At 62.8% G+C, this 19,865-nt stretch carries 18 protein-coding genes and 1 tRNA gene; 10 read left to right on the forward strand and 9 right to left on the reverse strand.

Translation table 11 applies throughout. The features are described 5' to 3' along the window. Nucleotides 1–6 precede the first annotated feature (6 nt). Nucleotides 7–816, forward strand: coding sequence for a siderophore-interacting protein (locus C7440_RS04810; RefSeq protein WP_116517633.1), 810 nt, complete (start codon nucleotides 7–9; stop codon nucleotides 814–816). A 43-nt stretch (nucleotides 817–859) separates the two neighbouring features. Here C7440_RS04810 and C7440_RS04815 read toward each other — a convergent pair whose 3' ends face one another. The 3 genes from C7440_RS04815 to C7440_RS04825 form a co-directional block, all read right to left on the reverse strand. Next, nucleotides 860–1,204: an SMR family transporter gene (locus tag C7440_RS04815; RefSeq protein ID WP_116517634.1), complete on the reverse strand. Its 345-nt coding sequence runs from the start codon at nucleotides 1,202–1,204 to the stop codon at nucleotides 860–862. A 123-nt stretch (nucleotides 1,205–1,327) separates the two neighbouring features. Further along, nucleotides 1,328–1,639 (reverse strand): DUF1488 family protein, encoded by a 312-nt coding sequence (locus C7440_RS04820; RefSeq protein ID WP_017525938.1) that lies wholly within the window; start codon nucleotides 1,637–1,639, stop codon nucleotides 1,328–1,330. Between the two features lie 84 nt (nucleotides 1,640–1,723). Continuing rightward, nucleotides 1,724–2,326 (reverse strand): DUF502 domain-containing protein, encoded by a 603-nt coding sequence (locus C7440_RS04825; protein ID WP_017525939.1) that lies wholly within the window; start codon nucleotides 2,324–2,326, stop codon nucleotides 1,724–1,726. Between the two features lie 374 nt (nucleotides 2,327–2,700). Between C7440_RS04825 and C7440_RS04830 the strand changes: the two genes are divergently transcribed. After that, nucleotides 2,701–2,997: an acylphosphatase gene (locus C7440_RS04830; protein ID WP_116517635.1), complete on the forward strand. Its 297-nt coding sequence runs from the start codon at nucleotides 2,701–2,703 to the stop codon at nucleotides 2,995–2,997. Nucleotides 2,998–3,109: 112 nt separating this feature from the next. Here C7440_RS04830 and C7440_RS04835 read toward each other — a convergent pair whose 3' ends face one another. From C7440_RS04835 to trxB, 3 genes are all read right to left on the reverse strand, one after another. After that, on the reverse strand, nucleotides 3,110–4,081 hold the full coding sequence (locus C7440_RS04835) for an alpha/beta hydrolase (protein WP_116517636.1): 972 nt from the start codon (nucleotides 4,079–4,081) through the stop codon (nucleotides 3,110–3,112). A gap of 343 nt (nucleotides 4,082–4,424) precedes the next feature. Continuing rightward, on the reverse strand, nucleotides 4,425–5,195 hold the full coding sequence (locus tag C7440_RS04840; RefSeq protein ID WP_116517637.1) for a Smr/MutS family protein: 771 nt from the start codon (nucleotides 5,193–5,195) through the stop codon (nucleotides 4,425–4,427). After that, nucleotides 5,182–6,141 carry a thioredoxin-disulfide reductase gene (trxB, locus tag C7440_RS04845; protein ID WP_116517638.1) on the reverse strand — a complete coding sequence of 320 codons (960 nt, stop codon included), beginning with the start codon at nucleotides 6,139–6,141 and terminating at the stop codon, nucleotides 5,182–5,184. The genes C7440_RS04840 and trxB overlap by 14 nt, the downstream gene beginning before the upstream one ends. 45 nt (nucleotides 6,142–6,186) lie before the next feature. On the opposite strand from trxB, the gene C7440_RS04850 reads away from it, so the two are divergent. The 4 genes from C7440_RS04850 (at nucleotide 6,187) to serS (ending at nucleotide 12,027) form a co-directional block, all read left to right on the forward strand. Continuing rightward, a complete protein-coding gene (locus C7440_RS04850) occupies nucleotides 6,187–8,547 on the forward strand; it encodes a DNA translocase FtsK (RefSeq protein WP_116517639.1) in 2,361 nt (786 codons plus the stop codon). Beyond that, on the forward strand, nucleotides 8,537–9,157 hold the full coding sequence (gene lolA, locus C7440_RS04855; protein ID WP_116517640.1) for an outer membrane lipoprotein chaperone LolA: 621 nt from the start codon (nucleotides 8,537–8,539) through the stop codon (nucleotides 9,155–9,157). The genes C7440_RS04850 and lolA overlap by 11 nt, the downstream gene beginning before the upstream one ends. A gap of 5 nt (nucleotides 9,158–9,162) precedes the next feature. Then, a complete protein-coding gene (locus tag C7440_RS04860) occupies nucleotides 9,163–10,473 on the forward strand; it encodes a replication-associated recombination protein A (protein WP_116517641.1) in 1,311 nt (436 codons plus the stop codon). Nucleotides 10,474–10,671: 198 nt separating this feature from the next. Beyond that, a complete protein-coding gene (serS, locus tag C7440_RS04865) occupies nucleotides 10,672–12,027 on the forward strand; it encodes a serine--tRNA ligase (protein ID WP_116517974.1) in 1,356 nt (451 codons plus the stop codon). Here serS and C7440_RS04870 read toward each other — a convergent pair. Continuing rightward, entirely contained in the window at nucleotides 12,014–12,346 is a 333-nt protein-coding gene (locus C7440_RS04870) for a hypothetical protein (RefSeq protein WP_116517642.1), read from the reverse strand. The genes serS and C7440_RS04870 overlap by 14 nt on opposite strands. Nucleotides 12,347–12,616: 270 nt before the next feature. Between C7440_RS04870 and C7440_RS04875 the strand changes: the two genes are divergently transcribed. Beyond that, nucleotides 12,617–14,152, forward strand: a complete 1,536-nt coding sequence (locus C7440_RS04875) for an MDR family MFS transporter (protein ID WP_243410824.1) — start codon at nucleotides 12,617–12,619, stop codon at nucleotides 14,150–14,152. 86 nt (nucleotides 14,153–14,238) lie between these two features. Here the strand turns inward: C7440_RS04875 and C7440_RS04880 are convergent, their stop codons facing one another. Next, nucleotides 14,239–15,261 (reverse strand): ABC transporter substrate-binding protein, encoded by a 1,023-nt coding sequence (locus C7440_RS04880; RefSeq protein ID WP_116517644.1) that lies wholly within the window; start codon nucleotides 15,259–15,261, stop codon nucleotides 14,239–14,241. 51 nt (nucleotides 15,262–15,312) lie between these two features. Next, nucleotides 15,313–15,999, reverse strand: a complete 687-nt coding sequence (locus tag C7440_RS04885) for an isochorismatase family protein (protein WP_116517645.1) — start codon at nucleotides 15,997–15,999, stop codon at nucleotides 15,313–15,315. A 306-nt stretch (nucleotides 16,000–16,305) separates the two neighbouring features. Between C7440_RS04885 and C7440_RS04890 the strand changes: the two genes are divergently transcribed. From C7440_RS04890 to C7440_RS04900, 3 genes are all read left to right on the forward strand, one after another. After that, nucleotides 16,306–16,396 (forward strand) — tRNA-Ser (locus C7440_RS04890). 116 nt (nucleotides 16,397–16,512) lie between these two features. Next, entirely contained in the window at nucleotides 16,513–18,219 is a 1,707-nt protein-coding gene (locus tag C7440_RS04895) for a ShlB/FhaC/HecB family hemolysin secretion/activation protein (protein WP_243410825.1), read from the forward strand. Nucleotides 18,220–18,318: 99 nt separating this feature from the next. After that, entirely contained in the window at nucleotides 18,319–19,554 is a 1,236-nt protein-coding gene (locus C7440_RS04900; RefSeq protein ID WP_116517647.1) for a collagen-like triple helix repeat-containing protein, read from the forward strand. Nucleotides 19,555–19,865 lie beyond the last annotated feature (311 nt).

Consider the following 19,865-nt stretch of genomic DNA (forward strand, 5'->3'; position numbering starts at 1 on the left):
TACTCTATGACACAAGCAGATCTGACCGTACAAAAACTAAGGCACACCACCAAGCTGCGCATGCTGAAGGTAGGCCGAATCACCGAACTGACACCCTCGATGCGCCGCATCACATTGGTGGGCGCCGATCTCGAGGGCTTTCATTCGGCCTCGTTCGACGATCACGTCAAGCTCTTCTTTCCGGCCGAACCCGGCGCCGAGCTGGCAATGCCCACCATGGGCCCCAATGGCCTGCAGTTTCCCGAAGACGCGCCGCGTCCCATCGCGCGCGACTACACCCCGCGCCGCTACGATCCCGCGGCGCAAGAGCTCGATATCGATTTCGTCCTGCATCACAGCGGCCCCGCCACCGATTGGGCCATGGGGGCCAGCGTGGGCGATGCGCTGGGCGTGGGCGGCCCGCGAGGTTCGTTCGTCATACCCACGGGGTTTGACTGGCACTTGCTGGTTGGCGATGAAACCGCCTTGCCCGCCATGGGGCGGCGCCTCGAGGAACTGCCGCAGGGCGCCCAGGCCATCGTCATCGCCAAGACGCGTGACGCGGCGTCGCGCATGGATTTCCAGGCCCGTTGCAATGTGCGCATCCAGTGGCTGACCGACAGCGATGCCGGGGCGGGCGACGGCGCCCTGGAGCAGGCGGTGCGCGAACTGGCCTTGCCCGAGGGCGAGGGCTACGTCTGGGCCGCGGGCGAATACACGTCCATCCAGAGGGTGCGAGAGCACCTCGTCAAAGAGCGCGGCCTCGACAAGGGGCGCATCCGTGCCTCGAGCTACTGGCGCAGAGAAGCCGCCGCCTCCCACGTAAACTTCGAATAATACCTCCGCGGCCGCGGTCTGCTCCGGACCCGGTGCGAGGCCGTCAGTGGCCGACCGACTTCGAAAACAGGTTCACGATCACCACGCCGGCGATGATGAAGCCCAGCCCTATCATGGCGGCCAGGTCCAGCTTCTGGCCGAACATCACGTAGCCGATGATGGAGATCAGCACGATGCCCAGGCCGCTCCAGATGGCATAGGCCAGGCCCACGGGCATGGTTCTGAGCACGATCGACAGAAAATAAAAGGCGCTCAGGTAGCACACGGCCATGGCCAGGGTGGGAAACAGGCGCGTGAACTGTTCCGACTTCTGCAGCATGGTCGTGCCTATCACCTCGAGCACGATGGCCACGCCCAGCGCGCCATACGCGGCAATGATGGGTTTCATGGGTATCCAGGGAAACTTGCGACGAGGCAATTATGCCCTGGTTTTCAAGGGCCGGTCAGGGCGGCAAGCCGGCCGCCTGCGGCGCGGCAGCGGGCGCTTTCGCGCTTCTGCCGGGGAAAGGGTTCAGCCCGTCCCGGATGATTCGCCCGGCGAGATGCCGCCGCGGTCGTTTCTGGGTTCGAAGTCGCCGCTGCCCAGCTCGATGACGCCATCGGTGGGTGTGTTGCGAGCCTCTTCCGCCGCGCTGATGATGTGTTCCCGGCCGCGCTCGAATGCGTCCAGCAACTTGTTGCCGCTACCGTCTTCGGCGTCGAACGCCTGCAGCAGCGCGTCTCCCGAGATCTCGTACTCGCGCTTGTTGCCGCCTTCACCCCAAGAGAACCGGACATAGCCGTCCTGGTACTTGGCGCCGGTCATTTTGGCGAATTCACCCATTGCAGCCTCCTTGCGTGGCAGTTGGCAGACTCTTCATGGTAGTGCCTTCCGCCCGCCGCGTGCATGAGGGCTTGAAAGAGGGTGTTACGGCTTGCTGGGCGGCGTGGCGCGCGACATCCATGCAATCAGTGAGGAGCGCATGGCTTCCTCTACCGACATCTCTATGGGCTGGACCCATTCGCCGGGAACAAAAAGCGTGTAGCCGCCGATCATGTAGCCCATGGGCAGATAGACGGCCACCCGGTTTCCCTTGGTGAAGCCCTCAGGCAGGTCGTCTACCCCGTGGCGGGTAACGAGCCCAACGAGTTCGACGGGCTGGCCGGGCAGGCGCAGCAGGACGACTTGCTGCGTGCCCTGGGAGCCGCCCCCGGGCGAAAAATAGTCGGCGAAGCTCTTGACCGACGAGTAAATGCTTTTTACGACCGGAATATTGTTGAAGGGCAGCTCGAAGATGCTGACCATGCGGCGTATGCGCCGCAGCGACAGCAGATAGCCCACCGTGATGATGAGAAGCACTGCAATAGCCAGCCCCATGCCCGGTATGTAGATGTCGCCGATGATGGCGCCCAGCAGCGTGTAGGCCAGGGTTTCGCTCCAGGCCAGGAAGACATACAGCAGGTACAGGGTAAGGGCGACGGGCAGAATTGCGATCAGCCCGCGTATGAAGTACTTGGACAGGTTTTTCATGGGCGAGGCTCCTGGCGCGGGCGCTCCGGCTGATGCTGGCCGGAAGGTAGAGCGATTTTATCCTACTCGGCCCAGTGGGGAGGGCCGGCGGGCGGGCGAGGCGCTGGAACCTGGCGTTCTTGTGCCCCAGGAAGGGGCAGGCAGGTATTTTTTATTGCCGAGTGGCGGCGAAGGGCAAAAAAAACGGGCCTTGCGGCCCGCGAAGGTACTACCAGAGCATATGAAAGGGCTTGCCTGGCCGCCGTTTTGCCGACCAGGCACATCCACTATAGCGGCATGAAAAAACCATTTTCTTGCGTTCCGTCAAGAAAAAAGGCAATTTTTCCCTCCAGACCGTGGGTCAACCAGTAATGGGGATTCGTTAAACTGCCGGTATGAAGATCTTGGACTCGAATCTCGGCATCGAAACTCTTGACGTACGCGTGACCGGCCGCGTGCAGGGCGTGGGCTTTCGCGCCGCCACAGTGCGCCAGGCGCACCTGTTGAAGGTTACCGGCTGGGTGCGCAATGCAGCCGACGGCTCGGTCGAGGCCCTGATCCAGGGCAGTCCCGAACAAGTCGACCGCATGCTGTCATGGTTGCATAGGGGGCCGGCTTCGGCCCGGGTGGCCGAAGTCACTCACAGTGAAAACCACACCGAGCGCCACTTCGACAATTTCCAGCAGATATAGTCCGCCCGCAATCCGCAATCCGCAAGCGGGAACCTGAAGCCCCGGGCCCACGGCCCGGGCCATGGCTGGACCGCGAACTGATCGGCCAACGGCCCGATGGGCCAGGGCCGGCTTACAGCTTCATTTGCTTCAGCGCGGCGAAGCCCGCTATGCCGAAGGGGTTGGCCAGGGTTTCGGCGATCTCGAAGTGGTTGTAGCCCTTGCCTTCGATCAATTGCACCGATTTGCCGGCCTTTTGGGCCGCTGCGGCAAAGTCTTTTGACTGGCGCATGAATTCGGGGGTTTCCTGGTCGCCATACACCAGCACCACCGGCGTATTGAGCTTGTCGAGATGGCGCTGTGAGCTGAGCGCCTGCTCGATTTCATCGGTAAAGGCCACGTAGTTGCCGCGCGAGGACAAGCGCACGGGCTTCAGGTCGAACATGCCGCTGATCAGCACGGCGCCCTTGATGACGTCGGCCGGCACGCCATAGTCTTTGTCCCAGTCGGTGGTCACCGCCACGCCGCCCAGATGGCCGCCTGAAGAATGCCCCGACAGGTAGATGCGGTTCTTGTCGCCGCCGAACGATTCTGCGTTCTGGTACACCCAGGCAATGCAGCGGCGCACCTGCTCGGTCATGGGCATGAGGTTGCCGTCGTTCTCGAGCACATTGGTAAAGTCGGGAATTACCATATGGGCGCCGCGCGCCACAAAGGGGTCGGCCAGGAAGCCGTAGCTTTGCGCCGATCCGGCGCGCCAGGCGCCGCCATGGATGAAGATGTGAATGGGCGCGTTCTGGCTTTCGGTGGGGTAGAGATCAAGCGCCTCGACCTTCGACTCGCCATAGGCCAGCCGCTTCGGTTCCCCCAGGCGCGCACGGGTAATGTCGCTGTTGGTGGCGTAGCGGCCCAGCACGACCTTGATATTGGGGGCGTAATTGACCTGGTCGTAAACCTTGTCCAGCGTCGCCTGGTCGTAATCGAGCCAAACCTTGTTGTCGGCGGCCGACACCGAGCCGGCTACCGCAAGGGCGGTGGTGGCCAGGCCGGTGCCGATCAGGTGACGGCGTCCCTGGTCTACAGAGGGGTCGAAAGAAAACGGCATTGTGGTCTCCTCCTGTGTTGTGAGCGCGTTTTATGCGACTATAAGTGCTTTGCCTGGGCCATACCGTAATAGATTTTTTCAATCGAAGGTTTTTGCCCAATATAGGTGCATTCCCTAAGTGTGTCATGTAAGAGAATGGTGCAAAATGCTGTCCATGCAGGTGAGGAGACAAAGCCCTGCATGGGCACGCCGGGTTTACGGCACACAATAATGCACCTAGGCAGCACCCATAAAAAATAGAAACCTCATCAAGGCCGGCGATTCTTCGCCGGCCTTGATGTTTTTACGGCGTCCTTTCTTCTGCCTTGGGCGGCCAGTGCGGCTGCCCTTATAGTGCAACGCCCTAAACGCCGTGGTCCTTGCCGGCCCGCAACAGTACCAGTACGGCGCCGCTGCCGCCGTCGCGCTCGTCGCATTCGGTGTAGGCCATTACATCGTCAAGCTGGGTCAGCCAGCGCCTTGCGGTGTCTTTCAGCACCGGCGCATTGTTTTTCGATCCGTAGCCCTTGCCATGCACGATGCGCACGCACCGCACGCCATGCTGCAGGCAAGAACGCAAGAAACCGTCCAGGCGCAGGCGCGCCTCGTCCAGATTGGCCCCGTGCAGGTCAAGGGTGGCGCTCGCGGGCCATTTTCCACGCGCCAGACCCTTCAGCAGGTCGGGTCCGTGCCCGGCTTGCACGAAATGCGAGGCGTCGGGCGCCAGAAGCGGCGAGGCGTAATGGTCTGAGACCGGGGCCGGGGCGGGGGCTTCGGTGCCTGAGGCAGCCTGCCGCCTTTCCTTCAGGATGCGATCGGGGGCAGCGGGAACGGGCGGCAGCACCGCACGGTTGGAGGGCGCCAGGGGCTGGACGGATTTGACCGCTTGGCGGAACAAGGCCTTGTCTTCGTCGGCCAGCGGGGCAGAAGCGGCGTCGGGAGCGTCTTGCACCATTTTGGGGCGCGTGCCGCCGGATTCGCGCAGCGCGTTCTTGCGGCCCGCCTTGCCGGTGCTTCCGCCGGCGCTGGCTGCATCCCGGCGCCGGGGTTCCGGCGGGGCGGAAACCGGCGCGGCCTGGGCCTGCTGGCGCAGCCGCTTCAGGTCGGCCAGGCCGGGCTTGCTACTGGTCTGCATTCTCCAGCCAGCGCTGTGCGTCGAGCGCCGCCATGCAACCGGTGCCGGCGCTGGTGATGGCCTGGCGGTAGACGTGGTCTTGCACGTCGCCGGCCGCGAACACGCCGGGCACCGATGTCATGGTGGCCAGGCCCTGCAGCCCGCTGCGGGTAACGATGTAGCCGTTCTCCATGTCGAGCTGGCCCTGGAAGATGTCGGTATTGGGCTTGTGGCCGATGGCGATGAACACGCCGCTGACGGCTATGTCGAGGGTTTCGCCATTCTGGTTGTTGCGCAGCCTGGCGCCCGTAACCCCCGAATCGTCACCCAGGACTTCTTCGAGCTCGTAGAACAGCTTGAGCTTCATGTTGCCGTTGGCGACTTTGTCCATGAGCTTGTCGACCAGGATGGGCTCGGCGCGGAATTTGTCGCGGCGGTGCACCAGGGTGACGGTGGAGCAGATATTGGAAAGATAAAGGGCTTCTTCGACGGCCGTGTTGCCGCCGCCCACGACGATGACGTCTTGTTTCTTATAGAAGAAGCCGTCGCAGGTGGCGCAGCCCGATACCCCGCGCCCCATGAAGGCCTGTTCCGAGGGCAGGCCCAGATATTGGGCCGAGGCGCCCGTGGAGATGATGAGGGCGTCGCAGGTATAGACGGCGCCCGTGTCGCCGGTAAGGGTGAAGGGGCGCTTGGAGAGATCGACGCTGGTGATGTGGTCGTGGATGAATTCGGTGTCGAAGCGCTGGGCATGGGCCTGGAAGCGCTGCATCAGGTCGGGGCCCTGCACGCCTTCGGCGTCGGCGGGCCAGTTGTCCACGTCGGTGGTGGTCATGAGCTGGCCACCCTGCTCCAGGCCGGTGATCAGGGCGGGTTTCAGGTTGGCGCGCGCCGCGTATACGGCGGCGCTGTAACCTGCCGGCCCCGAGCCGAGAATGAGTACTTTGACGTGCTTCGGTGTGGTCATTGCAGAAAATCCGTAAAAAGACATCCAGCCAATTATAATGAGTCCATGGCTAGATTACCCGCTGCTTCTTCCCGCTCTTCGCGTAACGTGCGCAACGGCCCGTCGCCGCTGCAAACCCGCCTTTCCGGGCTTGCGCGCGAAGCCCGCTGGATCCTCTTCGCCGCCCTGGCGGCATGGCTGGGCCTGGTGCTGGCAACCTGGTCGCCAGGCGATCCTGCCTGGTCCCATTCCGTCCATGCTTCGTCCATTGCCAACGGCGGAGGCATGCTGGGCGCCTACGTGTCCGACCTGCTGCTGTTCCTGTTCGGCTATTCGGCCTGGCTATGGGTGGTGCTGCTTGCCCAGCGGGTGGCGGTGGGCTTTTACCGGCTTACCAGCGTATTGCTGCCCGATTCCAAGGCTGAAACCCTGCCGCGCGTGCGCTGGGAAGTCGCCCTCGGCTTTGCCCTGCTGTTCATCGGCGCCATGGGCGTCGAGGCCATGCAGCTTACCCAAATAGGCGCCCACCTGCCCGGCGGGGCAGGGGGCGAGCTGGGCAAACTGCTGGCCGCCGGCATGGTGCAGGTCTTCGGTTCCACCGGCTGCACTTTGATGCTGCTGGTGTTCATGGCCGTAGGGGCCAGCCTGTTTTTCGGTTTTTCGTGGCTGCACGTGGCCGAGCGCCTTGGCGGCGCCATCGAAAAAAGCGTGCGTGGCCTGCTGGCGTTCAAGGCCGCGCGCGAAGACCGCCGCGTCGGCGTAGCCAAAAAGGCCGAGCGCGACGAAAGCGTGGTGGCCAAGCAAGAGCAGCTGGTGCACGAGCAGCCTGTGCGCATCGAACCTGCCATCGTCTCGGTGCCCAAGTCGGTGCGGGTCGAGAAAGAAAAGCAAAAGACTCTGTTCACCGCTCCGGCCATGACCGGTGGCGGCGGGGGCGACCTGCCGGCCATCAGCCTGCTTGATCCGGTCACCGAACAGGTCGAAACCGTTTCTCCCGAAACCATCGAGTTCACCTCGCGGCTCATTGAAAAAAAGCTGTCCGACTTCGGCGTCAAGGTGGTGGTGGTTTCGGCCCAGGCCGGCCCCGTCATTACCCGCTACGAAATCGAGCCGGCCACCGGGGTCAAGGGCAGCCAGGTGGTCAACCTGGCCAAAGACCTGGCCCGGGCCCTTAGCCTGGTCAGCATCCGCGTGGTCGAGACCATACCCGGCAAGAACCTCATGGGACTCGAGCTGCCCAACCCGCGCCGCCAGATGGTCAAGCTCTCTGAAATCGTGGGGTCGCAAACCTATTACGCCGCGCCATCGCTGCTTACCATGGCGCTGGGCAAAGACATCGCCGGCAACCCGGTGGTGGCCGACCTGGCCAAGATGCCCCACCTGCTGGTTGCCGGAACCACGGGTTCGGGCAAGTCGGTGGGCATCAACGCCATGATTCTTTCGCTGCTGTACAAGGCCGACGCCACCCAGACCCGCCTCATCCTCATCGACCCCAAGATGCTCGAAATGAGCATCTACGAAGGCATCCCGCATCTGCTGGCGCCCGTGGTCACCGACATGCGCCATGCCGCCAACGCCCTGAACTGGTGCGTGGGCGAAATGGAAAAGCGCTATCGCCTCATGAGCAAGATGGGGGTGCGCAACCTGGCCGGCTACAACACAAAAATTCGCGAAGCCATCAAGCGCGAAGAGCCCATTCCCAACCCTTTCTCGCTTACCCCCGACGCGCCCGAGCCGCTTGAAACCCTGCCCACCATCGTCGTGGTCATCGACGAGCTGGCCGATCTCATGATGGTGGTCGGCAAGAAAATCGAAGAGCTCATCGCCAGGCTGGCGCAAAAGGCGCGTGCCGCGGGCATCCACCTTATCCTGGCCACGCAGCGGCCCAGCGTCGACGTCATCACCGGCCTGATCAAGGCCAACATTCCCACCCGCATCGCCTTCCAGGTGTCGTCCAAGGTCGATTCGCGCACTATTCTCGACCAGATGGGCGCTGAAGCCCTGCTTGGCCAGGGCGACATGCTGTACATGCCGCCCGGCACTGGGCTTCCCACCCGCGTCCATGGCGCCTTCGTGCACGACGACGAAGTCCATCGCGTGGTCGAATACCTGAAGCAGCAGGGCGAGCCCAACTATGTCGAGGGCCTGCTCGAAGGCGCGCTCGAAGGCGAGACCGGCGACGGGGTAAGCAGCGTCACTGGCTTCGCCGACGCCGAGTCCGATCCTCTGTACGACCAGGCCGTCGAAGTCATTTTGAAGAACCGCCGCGCATCCATTTCCTCGGTGCAACGGCATTTGCGCATCGGGTACAACCGGGCAGCGCGTCTGCTCGAGCAGATGGAGCAGGCGGGCCTGGTGTCGGCCATGCAGGCCAACGGCAATCGTGACATTCTCGTACCCGCCGGAGAATCCTCCAATGCAGATTAAACAGCTTGTGGCGGCGGCCGCCCTGGTGCTGGCCCCGCTGGCCGCCCTGGCCGCCGACGCGCCGACCCAACTCAATCAGTTCATCGCCAACGTGGCCTCGGCTACCGGCAGTTTCAGCCAGCAGACCAGCGGGCAGGCCCAGGGGCGGCCCGAGCAGTCGGGCGAGTTTTCCTTCCAGCGGCCCGGCAAGTTCCGCTGGCACGTCAAAAAGCCGTACGAACAGCTTATCGTTTCCGACGGCGAGAAAGTGCTGCAGTACGACCCCGACCTGGCGCAAGTCACGCAGCGTTCGGTTGACCAGTCCATAGGCACTTCGCCCGCAGCCATTTTGTTCGGCTCGGGCTCGCTCGAAGAAGCCTTCGTGGTCCAGTCCCTGCCCGGCGACGACGGCCTGCAATGGCTGCGCGCCACGCCGCGCGGGGCCGACGCGGGCTTCAGCCATGTCGACATCGGTTTCCGCAACGACCTGCCGGCGCGCCTGCTGCTGCTCGATGCCTTCGGCCAGACCACCCGCATCGATCTTTCCGGCATCAAGGCCAATCCCGAGCTGCCGGCGTCCCTCTTCCAGTTCACGCCCCCGGCCGATGTAGACGTCGTCAAGATGCAGTAGGGCGCATGGCTGATCTTTTTTCACAAGAACCCGTGGCGCCGCTTGCCGAGGCATTGCGGCCCCAGGCTCTCGACGAAGTCATCGGGCAGTCGCATTTGCTGGGGCAGGGCAAGCCTCTCAGGCTGGCCTTCCAGTCGGGCAAGCCGCATTCGATGATATTGTGGGGCCCGCCGGGCGTGGGCAAGACCACGCTCGCGCGGCTCACGGCCAAGGCCTTTGATTGCGAGTTCATTGCCCTGTCGGCGGTGTTTTCCGGTGTCAAGGACATCCGCATGGCCATGGAGCAGGCCCAGCACAACCTTGCGCTGGGCAAGCACACCATACTCTTCGTCGATGAAATCCACCGTTTCAACAAGTCTCAGCAAGACGCCCTGTTGCCCTATGCCGAGTCGGGCCTGGTCACTTTCATCGGCGCAACCACCGAGAACCCGTCCTTCGAAGTGAACTCGGCCTTGCTGTCGCGCGCGCAGGTGTATGTGCTCAAGCCGCTCAGCGACGAAGAATTGCGCCAGCTCTTCGACAAGGCTGCGCAAACCGCGCTGGCTGATCTCGATTTCGACGAGCTGGCCATCGATACGCTGATCGGCTATGCCGACGGCGACGCCCGGCGCTTCCTGAACCTGCTCGAACAATGCGGCACGGCGGCGCATGCCAGCGGCACAAGCCGCATCGACGCGGCCTTCATCGAGAACGCCCTGACGCTCAATGCCCGGCGCTTCGACAAGGGCGGCGACAATTTCTACGACCAGATTTCAGCCCTGCACAAGTCGGTGCGCGGCTCGCATCCTGATGCAGCGCTTTATTGGCTGACAAGAATGCTGGATGGCGGCGCCGATCCCCGGTATTTGTCGCGGCGCATTGTCCGCATGGCCTGGGAAGACATCGGCCTTGCCGATCCAAGAGCCATGCAGATAGCCAACGATGCCGCCCTGACCTATGAGCGGCTGGGAAGCCCCGAAGGCGAGTTGGCCCTCGCGCAGGCCGTGATCTATCTTGCAGTGGCGGCCAAGAGCAATGCCGGCTACATGGCCTACAACCAGGCGCGGGCCTTCATCAAGAAGGACAAAAGCCGCGAAGTGCCCGTGCATTTGCGCAATGCTCCGACAAAGCTCATGAAGGAGCTGGGATACGGGCATGAATACCGCTACGCGCACGACGAGCCGCATGGCTATGCGGCCGGTGAAACCTACCTGCCCGAGGGCATGCCCGCGCCGGGCTGGTATCGGCCGGTGGCGCGCGGCCTTGAATCGAAAATCGCCGACAAGCTGGCTTTTCTCAAGAGCCTCGACGACGAGGCGGGCGGGAAGGGGGCCTGAGCGGGTAAAATCCAAAATGCACTTATTACAACTCATACTGGGTACATTTGAGCCCGGCAGCCCGACCTGATCGCACTGCAATCGGGCTGTGCGCTGTGATCAGATCGAAACGCCTGGCGGCTGATATTGGCTCCCCGTTTCATATAAGCGTTTTACGGGCGGGTGCCGCTTTTTATTTATTCCTCACACAATTTCAACATGCTAGACCCCAATCAGCTACGCAAAGATCTTCCCACCGTGGTCAGCGCGCTTCAACGCCGCGGCCTTTCCTTTGACGTAGAGCGGTTCAACGCGCTCGAGGCCCGGCGCAAGGCGGTCCAGGTCGAGACCGAGACCTTGCAGGCGCGCCGCAATGCGGTGTCCAAGCTGATAGGCCAGCTCAAGTCCAAGGGCGAGGACGCCACGGCCGAGATGGCCGAGTCGCAGGCCATACCGGCCCGTCTCAAGCAGCTCGAGAGCGACCTGGCCCAGGTGCAGGAAGAACTCAACGGCTGGCTGATGACCCTGCCCAATCTGCCGCACGAAAGCGTGCCGGCGGGCGAATCCGAGGTCGACAATGTCGAGGTCAGGCGCTGGCTGCCGGGCCAGGCGGGCAGCGACGGCAACCCGCCCGCGTTGGGGTTCGAACCCCGCGACCACGTCAGCCTGGGCGAGCCGCTGGGCCTTGATTTCGAGGCTGCTCGCAAGCTGTCGGGCGCCCGCTTCATGATGCTGCGCGGCCCCATCGCCCGCCTGCACCGCGCGCTGGCGCAATTCATGCTCGACCTGCAGACGGGCGAGCACGGCTATCAAGAGTGCTACACGCCCTATATCGTCAACAGCTCGACCCTGTTCGGAACGGGCCAACTGCCCAAGTTCAAGGACGACATGTTCTGGGTGACCAAGGGCGGTGACGACGAAGAGCAGCTCGATGAACAGGGCAAGCCCATCGCGCGCGAAGACCTTTACCTGATCTCCACCTCGGAAATCACACTGACGGCTTCAGTGCGCGATTCGATCGTGCCGCTGGCCGACCTGCCCCTGCGCCTTACCGCTCATACGCCGTGCTTTCGCTCCGAGGCCGGCAGCGGCGGGCGCGACATGCGCGGCATGATCCGCCAGCACCAGTTCGACAAGGTCGAGATGGTGCAGATCGTCCACCCCGACGATTCTTATCGTGCGCATGAAGAAATGGTGGCGCACGCCGAAACCGTGCTGCAGCGCCTTGGCCTGCCGTATCGCGTGGTGCTGCTGTGCGGCGGCGACATGGGCTTCGGTGCCGCCAAGACCTACGATCTCGAGGTATGGCTGCCGGCGCAAAATACCTGGCGCGAGATTTCGTCGGTATCCAATTGCGAGGCCTTCCAGGCTCGCCGCATGCAGGCGCGCTATCGCCCCGAGAAAGGCAAGCCCGAGTACCTGCATACCTTGAACGGCTCGGGCCTGGCCGTGGGCAGGGCTTTGGTTGCCGTGCTCGAGAACTACCAGCAGGAAGACGGCAGCGTGAGCGTGCCCGAGGCGCTACGGCCCTATATGGGCGGCGCGCAGCGGCTGGAACCGGCTAAGAATGCCTGAAATGGCTTGAGCGGTGGGCGTGCTTGCCTTGGTGGCGGGACGCCCATTTTTCTCGCAGGCCGGCCAGCTGTATGAGCAGCAGAAGCCAGATCAGCAGCGAGACCACCGTGGCCAGCCCCCCATTCAGGCTGCCATAGCCGGTTGCGGCGGAGGCCTGGATGTGCAGCAGATTGGCCACCGGAGGAATGCCCCCCAGCAGTTCGATGACCAGGTTGCCGGGCAGCAGGTACAGCCACGCGAATATGTGCCAGGCTTCGGCCAGCGTGATGGCGCCGTCGTGATTGGTGTCGAGCACCAGGTTGAAAGATTCGATCCACATGACAACCTCCGTTGAAGAGTTGCCCGGCACGGGGCCGGAACACACGGGGAGACGCGCAAGGCGTTGTTCCCCTCTGTGCCGCCGTGTGTCACAAACTTGTTTCAGTAACCACTATAGGCCTTCGGGCGAGAGCATTCAAGGGCTGACTCTGGCGGGCGGAACAAGCGCTCCAGGCTTGGCCGCGAATCCAGGCGGTCCCGCGACGATTCAGCGCATCGCTTGGGCCGGCTGCGCCGCGTTAACATGTGGCAATTCTTGCACGATGACACCATGAACGAGAACGCTGCTCCCGAAACCCAGCCCGATGCGCCGGTCCAGGCGTCCACTGTGGCCCATCGCCGATGGATATTGGCCGCCCTGATGCTGACCATCGCCCTGGCCGCCATGGACATCACCATCGTGGCCACTGCCGTTCCCCAGATCGTGGGCGACCTGGGCGGCTTCGAACGGTTCAGCTGGCTTTTTTCCATCTACCTGCTGGCGCAGACCGTTACCATCCCCATCTACGGAAAGCTTGCCGATCTTTACGGGCGCAAGCCGGTGCTGCTGGCAGGCACGGCCTTGTTCCTGGCCGGCTCCGCGGCCTGCGCCGCAGCCTGGGGCATGATTCCGCTGATCGTGTTCCGCGGCATCCAGGGCCTGGGCGCGGGTTCCATCATGGCCACGGTCAATACTTTGGCCGGCGACCTGTACTCCACCCGCGAACGAGCCCGAATCCAGGGCTGGCTGTCCAGCGTGTGGGGCATCGCCGCCATCCTGGGGCCCACGTTGGGCGGGGCCTTTGCCGAGTACGCCACCTGGCGCTGGGTCTTTCTCATCAACCTGCCCATCGGCCTGGCGGCCATGGGTCTTATTGCGCGTTTCCTGAACGAACAGGCGCCAGTGCGCCATCACATCATCGACTATCCAGGCGCCATCCTGATGATGATGGCCGGCTCGGCCGGCGTCTTCGGCCTGCTGCAAGGCGGCAACGCCTGGGGCTGGCTCTCAGCGCCCAGCCTGATCACCTTTGCCGTGGTGTTGATATTGGTCGTCGCCACGGTCGTGCGTGAACGCACTGCCGCCGAGCCCATTATGCCGGGCTGGGTATGGCGCCACCGCGTAATGCTGGGCTCCAACCTAGCCATGGTGGGCATGGGACTGGTCATGATGGCGCCCGGCGCCTATCTGCCCGTCTTTGCCCAGGCGGTGCTGGGCCTGGGGCCCATTGCCGCGGGGCTGGTGCTGGCCAGCATGAGCGCCGGCTGGGTGACGGCGGCGTCATGGTCGGGGCACCTGTATCTGCGCATTGGTTTTCGCGACACCGCCTTGCTGGGCGCCGCATTGATGTTCGCCGGGGTTGTGGGCTTCATCTTGCTGCCCGACAGCCCTTCGTACTGGCTGGTGGTGGCCGACCAGGTTCTTCTGGGCGCCGGCTTCGGGATGCTGTCCACGCCATTGCTGGTGGGCGTGCAATCGATCGTGCCGTGGAATCAGCGCGGCGTGGCCACCAGCACCAATATGTGGTCGCGCTACCTGGGTCAAAGCCTGGGGGCCGCCATTGCCGGCGCCATCTTCAATGGCGCCATGCGCAGCCAATTGCAGGACGCCCCAGCGTCGCTGGCCGGCACGCTGCCCGAGGTCAATGCAGTGGTAGGCGCCCTGCAATCAGGCAGCCTGGGGTCCGACGGTACGCGCTTCCTGCAGTCGGCGTTTGACGCCGCCACGCATCATGTCTATTTGGGCATGGCCTGGGCGGCGGCCCTGACCATATTATTGGTGCTGCTGGTTCCCCGGCGGCCTCAAGAGAATATGGGCGGTTCATAGGCCAGGCGGGTGCCTTGCCGATGGCGCGACCGGATGCGGCTTGTTCATCTGCAAGGCGGCGTTCGACGGTGCGCAGCCCTGTCGGTTCAACCGCGCACGAATATGTCGTCAAACTGCTTTTCCAGTCTGTCGCGCTCGTCGAGCGCTTCGTCGACGTCGATGAAACGGATGTCGTCGCGTTGCAGCGGAGAGGCCACCTTGATGTTGCTGGGAATATTGTCCAGGCTGGCCATGATCTCCTGGCCCTCGCCAAGCAGATATTCATAGAACAACCGTGCGGCATTCGGATGAGGCGCGTCACGCATTACGCCGGCCGCCGTTGCATAGGCTAGCGCCGGCGGCAGAATGACCCAATCCAGGGGGGCGCCCGAGCGCTTCAGTTGTACCGCCTTGTATTGGTACACATTCAGCGCCAAAGGCACTTCGCCGGCTACCACCAGGTTGGCCAGCAGAGAGTGTCCGGTGCGGACGGAAGCATCGTTGTGCTGCTTGATCTGGCGGAACAGATCCAGGCCCGCTTCGCCGCCCAGCGACTGCACCACTACCTGGAACCAATCATAGTCGGTGCTTTCGACGCCGAGCTTGCCCTTCCATTTTGGGTCGAGCAGATCGTTATAGGTTTTGGGCAGGTCTTGCTTGTCGAGCAGGCGGGTGTTGTAGGCCAGCACGAACATGGTGATCTGCGCCACGGCCCATTCCTTGTGCTTGGGATAGGCGCCGGGTATCAAGTCGTTCAATACGGGAAGGTCCATGCGTTGGAGCAGCTTCTCGCGCGAGAGCGCCTCCATGTTCTGTATCTGGATCTGGACCAGGTCCGCCTTGTGGGCTCCTCCTTTGGATTCGGCCATTACGCGTTGCAGGACGTTGTCGTCGCCCGAGCGCCAAGAAGTGACCTTGACGCCATATTTCTGCTCGAAGTCCTTGATCAGCTTTGCCGAATCGTTCTGGGTGAGGCTGGTGTACCAGACCAGTGAACCCTCGTTCTGGGCGGCCGTGACCAGGGCCTGCCTGTCGGTGTTTGAGGGCTCTTGAGCTTGGGATACGGCGGGCAGCCCAAGACATAGGGTTGCGCCGAGCCCCAGCAGCCATTTGCCTAATGAGCGATTCATGTTTGTCCCCTTGCGGATGGATTTGTAGTTTTGCGGTCTTGCGTACGGCGTCTAGCCAGCGTCGGGGCCAAGCCGTGCGATGGCTTCGTCGATCGTCATGACGTCGCCGAAGAAAAGCTGGAAGTTGTTCAGCGTGAAGGCGTGTTCCTCGTCGTGCCGGGTGGCCGTGGCATCGGAAAGCATGGCTACCCGATAATCCAGCATCATGGCGTCGCGCGCGGTGGAATCGCAGCATACATTGGTGGTGGTGCCCGCGATCAGCAAAGTGTCGATGCCGCGGCTGGACAGGGTTTCGTGCAGCCTGGACGAACCGGGCACCAGGGCGCTGAACATGATTTTCTTGATATACAGATCGTTTGGCTGGGTCTGCAGCTTGGAATACAACTGAAAGCCGGGCGAGTCTTCCGCCAGGCTGGCCAGGCGGCGGTCACGCACGGCCGGCAGCAGGCCATGGCGATGGTGGTTGCCCCAGTGATCCAGTGCGCCTTCGGCGGTGGTCTGTATCCATGCGACCGTGCCGCCCGCTGCACGCAGGGCATGGCTCATGCGATTGATGTTGTCGACGATGCCGCGTGCCGGTGCGGCTTCGGACGGAGAGCCTTCGGCCACGAAATGGTTTTGCATGTCGATGACGACCAGGGCCGACCGCTGAGGCTCGATGGCGTCGAGGCAAATCAGCCGCCCCTTGCGGCGCAGGACGCGTTCTTGGACAGACTTGGGAACGGCATAGGGATGCATGGTTGTCGTGTTCTCCTCCAAGGCCCCAAAAAGGAAGCTTGTTGTAATTTCTTTATATGGAACGCCGTTCTGAATTTTTGAAAAAGTCTACCAATGGGATATTTGAATGTCAACGGAAAGGTCTTCGCCAAGACGGAAGGGGTCCGCAGCAATCCCTTCTCGCCTCTGACGCCGCGGCCGGCATCAGTTCAATGCCGCTGCCGCCATCAGTTCGATACCGCCGTTTTCTCGATGTTTATCTTCTGTGCTAGAATGCTGGGCTTGACCGCAGTCAATGCCTTGGCAGGCATGTCTAGCAATAGACCCGGAGAGGTGGCAGAGTGGTCGAATGTACCTGACTCGAAATCAGGCGTACGGTAACCCCGTACCGTGGGTTCGAATCCCACCCTCTCCGCCAGTATTTGAAAGCCCTTGCAATTCACTGATTGCAGGGGCTTTTCTTTTGTCAGGCACGTTTTTCGCTGATGGGCTGTCCGGCTACCGCCAAAAAGATAAACAATAAAGGAAAAGGACATGTGTCTTGCCGCCCGATTACTGACGGCGTCGGCCCTTGCATGGGGGATTATGTGGGGAAACGCATGGGGCGCCGGCCCCTTGCGAGGCAATCCGGTCGACAGCCTGCCTGCGCCGCCCCAACATGATGCGGAACGGCCCACGGAAGCGGAGCTGCCCGAAGCCGAACCCGCCGGCGCGATTCGGTCCCAGCTCGACGAAACGATCGTTCCGCGGCATTTCAGCGTCGCTGGAAATCGTGCCATACCGCTGAGCGAACTGCGGCCCATGCTGGCGCCGCTCGTCGGTAGAAAAATGACCGTGCGTGAGTTGGTCCATGAGATGGACAAAATTACCGCGTTATATCGAAAGCGCGGCTATGTGCTTTCTTTCGCGCTATTGCAGGAGCAGGACTTTCGTGATGGGCTCGTCGTGGTGACAGTGGTCGAGGGCCACATTGCCAATGTCGACCTGCCCGATGACGCTTCCCGCAGCGTGCGCCTGAGGCTCCAGGCGCTGGCCCAGCCCCTTCTCGACGAAAAGCCGCTGACTCGGGCAACGCTTGAGCGCAGTTTGAATCTGATGCGCCAGGTGCCCGGCATACGGCTGGACCCGAAGCTCGATATGCCGCGGCGCGCGGACGGCGCCACGACACTTTTCCTGTCGCTGGCCCACAAGCGTCTTGGTCTGGCCGCCAGCGTGGCTGACCTGGGCCTGGGCTATCAGATGTTGGTGGACGTGACGGCAAACAGTCTCAGTCCTTTGGGCGAGCAGGTCAGGCTCACCGCTGCGGTTCCGCGATTCGGACGTAGCGTAAGGTATGTGTCCGGCGCCGTGGCGGTGCCTGTCGGCGTCGACGGGTTGAGCGTAGAGTTGGACGGCTATCATTATCATTCCCGACCCAAGGACGATCTGCTGGAGGCGGCGGGATGGGGCCGGCGCGTAGTGAACGAGCAAGTGCGCCTGTCGTTGAAATATCCCTTCGTGCTCGAGAATCGGCAGAGCCTTACGGGCGGTTTGGGCATCTACGCGGCCCAGAGCATCGATGAATATCAGCGCGATGCAGACAACGCCTGGCTGCAGCAGAGAGCACACTTGAGGGCGGCTTGGGCATCGCTGAGTTATCGGCAGGCAAGTCAGTCGCAAAGCAGGGAAATCTCGCTGGACATCCACAAGGGATTCGACGCCCTGGGCGCCAAGAAAAGCCTTCGAAGCAACTACGCCGTCTTCGAACCCCCGTCCTACGAACTCGATTTCTCGCGCTATGTCCTGACCCTGAAGCAGACGGTCAAGCTCGGTGGTGAAGTCGGTGTCGTCTTTTCCGCCCTCGGGCAGTACAGCCCCGATGTGCTGCCTTCAAGCGAGCAGATATCGTTCGGCGGCTGGCGCTATGGACGCGGCTATCCGCCGGGCGAGCTGGCGGGCGATAAAGGGTATGGCGTTTCACTCGAGATCAATCGGCGTTTCGCCACGGGGTGGAGCCGGCTGAAGACGGTTCAGCCTTATGTGGTCGCCGACCATGCCAGGGCTTGGTACAACGAGGACGGGCTGCGCGGCTGGAGGCGGGCGTCTCTTGCCTCAGTGGCTGTGGGCGTTCGCCTGAGCGACGAGCGGTATTTCGTGGCCGATGTGCACGTCGCTCGTCCTTTGCGGGACGGCCCCTACGGGAGTACACGCGACAACGTCCGGGTGAATTTTAATTTCTCGCTGGCTTACGACGCCTTTTAACGGCCAGCATATCGCGGACGCCAGCCGACCGGCGGCACATTAATTGCCGGCGACTGGAGTCTTTATTTCGATCCACGGCACGCATTCAAGGAGAACCTTATGCGACTCAATGATAAAGCGACGAAATTCGATATGACAGGGGCCTTTCGGCTTACGCTCCTGGCCGGAATGCTGGCTGGGGCCGCGGTTCTAAGCGCCTGTTCCAGCGGAAGCACCCGGGGCGACATGGCGCAGGCGAGCCCTCCTGCGGGGGGCGGTTCCCAGGGTGACGGAGGAAGCGGCACCGGCGGCGATGGTTCGAGCGGCACGGGTGGCGGCTCGGGGGAAACCGGGGGCAACGGCACGGGCGGCGGCAACGGTTCGGGCCAGGACGGCGGCAACGGCGCCACGCAAAGCGGCGCCTTGGAAACGTCGTTGGGTAATGTGGGGCAGGCGGCGGACAACGTCGTTGACACCGAGGCTTCCACTGCCCTGGCCGGAACAGGCGGTGTTCTCGACGGGGTGACAGACCCTGCGACTTCAGCCATTACAGTCGTTACGCAGGCCGTCGGGGAGGGCACGGGTACAGGCCAACCGGCCGACGGCCTGCTGACGCGCGTGGGCACTGCAGTTTCCAGCGCGGGCACCGATGTCGGCGACACGGGGATTGGTGGAAACGTCGGGACTGGTGCGGGTGCCTTGCTTGAGGGGGCAGGCGATACGGTAAGCAGTGCCGGTGATCTGCTCAACGAGAACCCCGACAATCCCCAGCCCCTCAATACCACGCTTGACCATGCCACAGGCTCTGTTACGGCGCTGACCGAGGCCTTGGGATCCGACGGAGGGCTATTGAAGCCCATAGGAACGACGGCGGCAGAGTTGGGCGTGGCCTCGGGCGACCCCAATCCTGTGCTGCAGCCTGCCCTGGGCAATACGGGGCAGGCGGTAGACAACATAGCCAGTACGAATCTGGCCGGGTCGCTGGGGAATACGGGCAGGTCCCTGGATACCGTGGTTGCGCCTGTAACCGACTCTGTCGGCCACGCGGGCCAGGCCGTCGGCGACGGCATTGGCATAGGACCGACCGCCAACGGCGTGCTGGCCAAGGCGGGAGGGGCACTTGAGACGGCGGGCGGCCATGCCGGTTCTTCCGGCTTGGGAGGCGCGGTGTCGAACGTAGGATCCGCTGTCGCGGCCTCAGGTGGATTGGTACATGCCGGCCCTGACTCGCAGAATCCCATTGGCCAAGTGTTGGATCACACCACCGGAGCGGTCGATTCACTGACCCGGGGCGGCGCAGGCGGGGGCTTGCTGAGCCCGGTGAGCGGCCTGCTTGGCGGCGTCGCACACAAATGAGCTGACGCCAAGACGTTGGACGGCTCACAAAACTGGAGGTTCAAGGCCTGGGTTCGATGCCGTACCCGGGCCTTTTAGCTTTGCGGTTCACAAGCCTTCCTTGAAGATACATGCGGCTGCCTCCGCTGGCTGCCTGCCTTCGCTCGCGCCCCTAGGGTGCGCTAGCCTTGCGCCTCCAGCCGGAAAAACATTGTGAAATTTCATAAAGTCGGCCCCGGATTTGTTCCGAAAACTGCCTCCAGTGCCTAGAATGGGGTAGACGAAACAAAATAATTCGACTTAAAACTCAATGTTTTATCAGGATGGTTCAT

The organism is Pusillimonas noertemannii, from assembly GCF_003096595.1.
GTDB lineage: Bacteria > Pseudomonadota > Gammaproteobacteria > Burkholderiales > Burkholderiaceae_B > Pusillimonas > Pusillimonas noertemannii.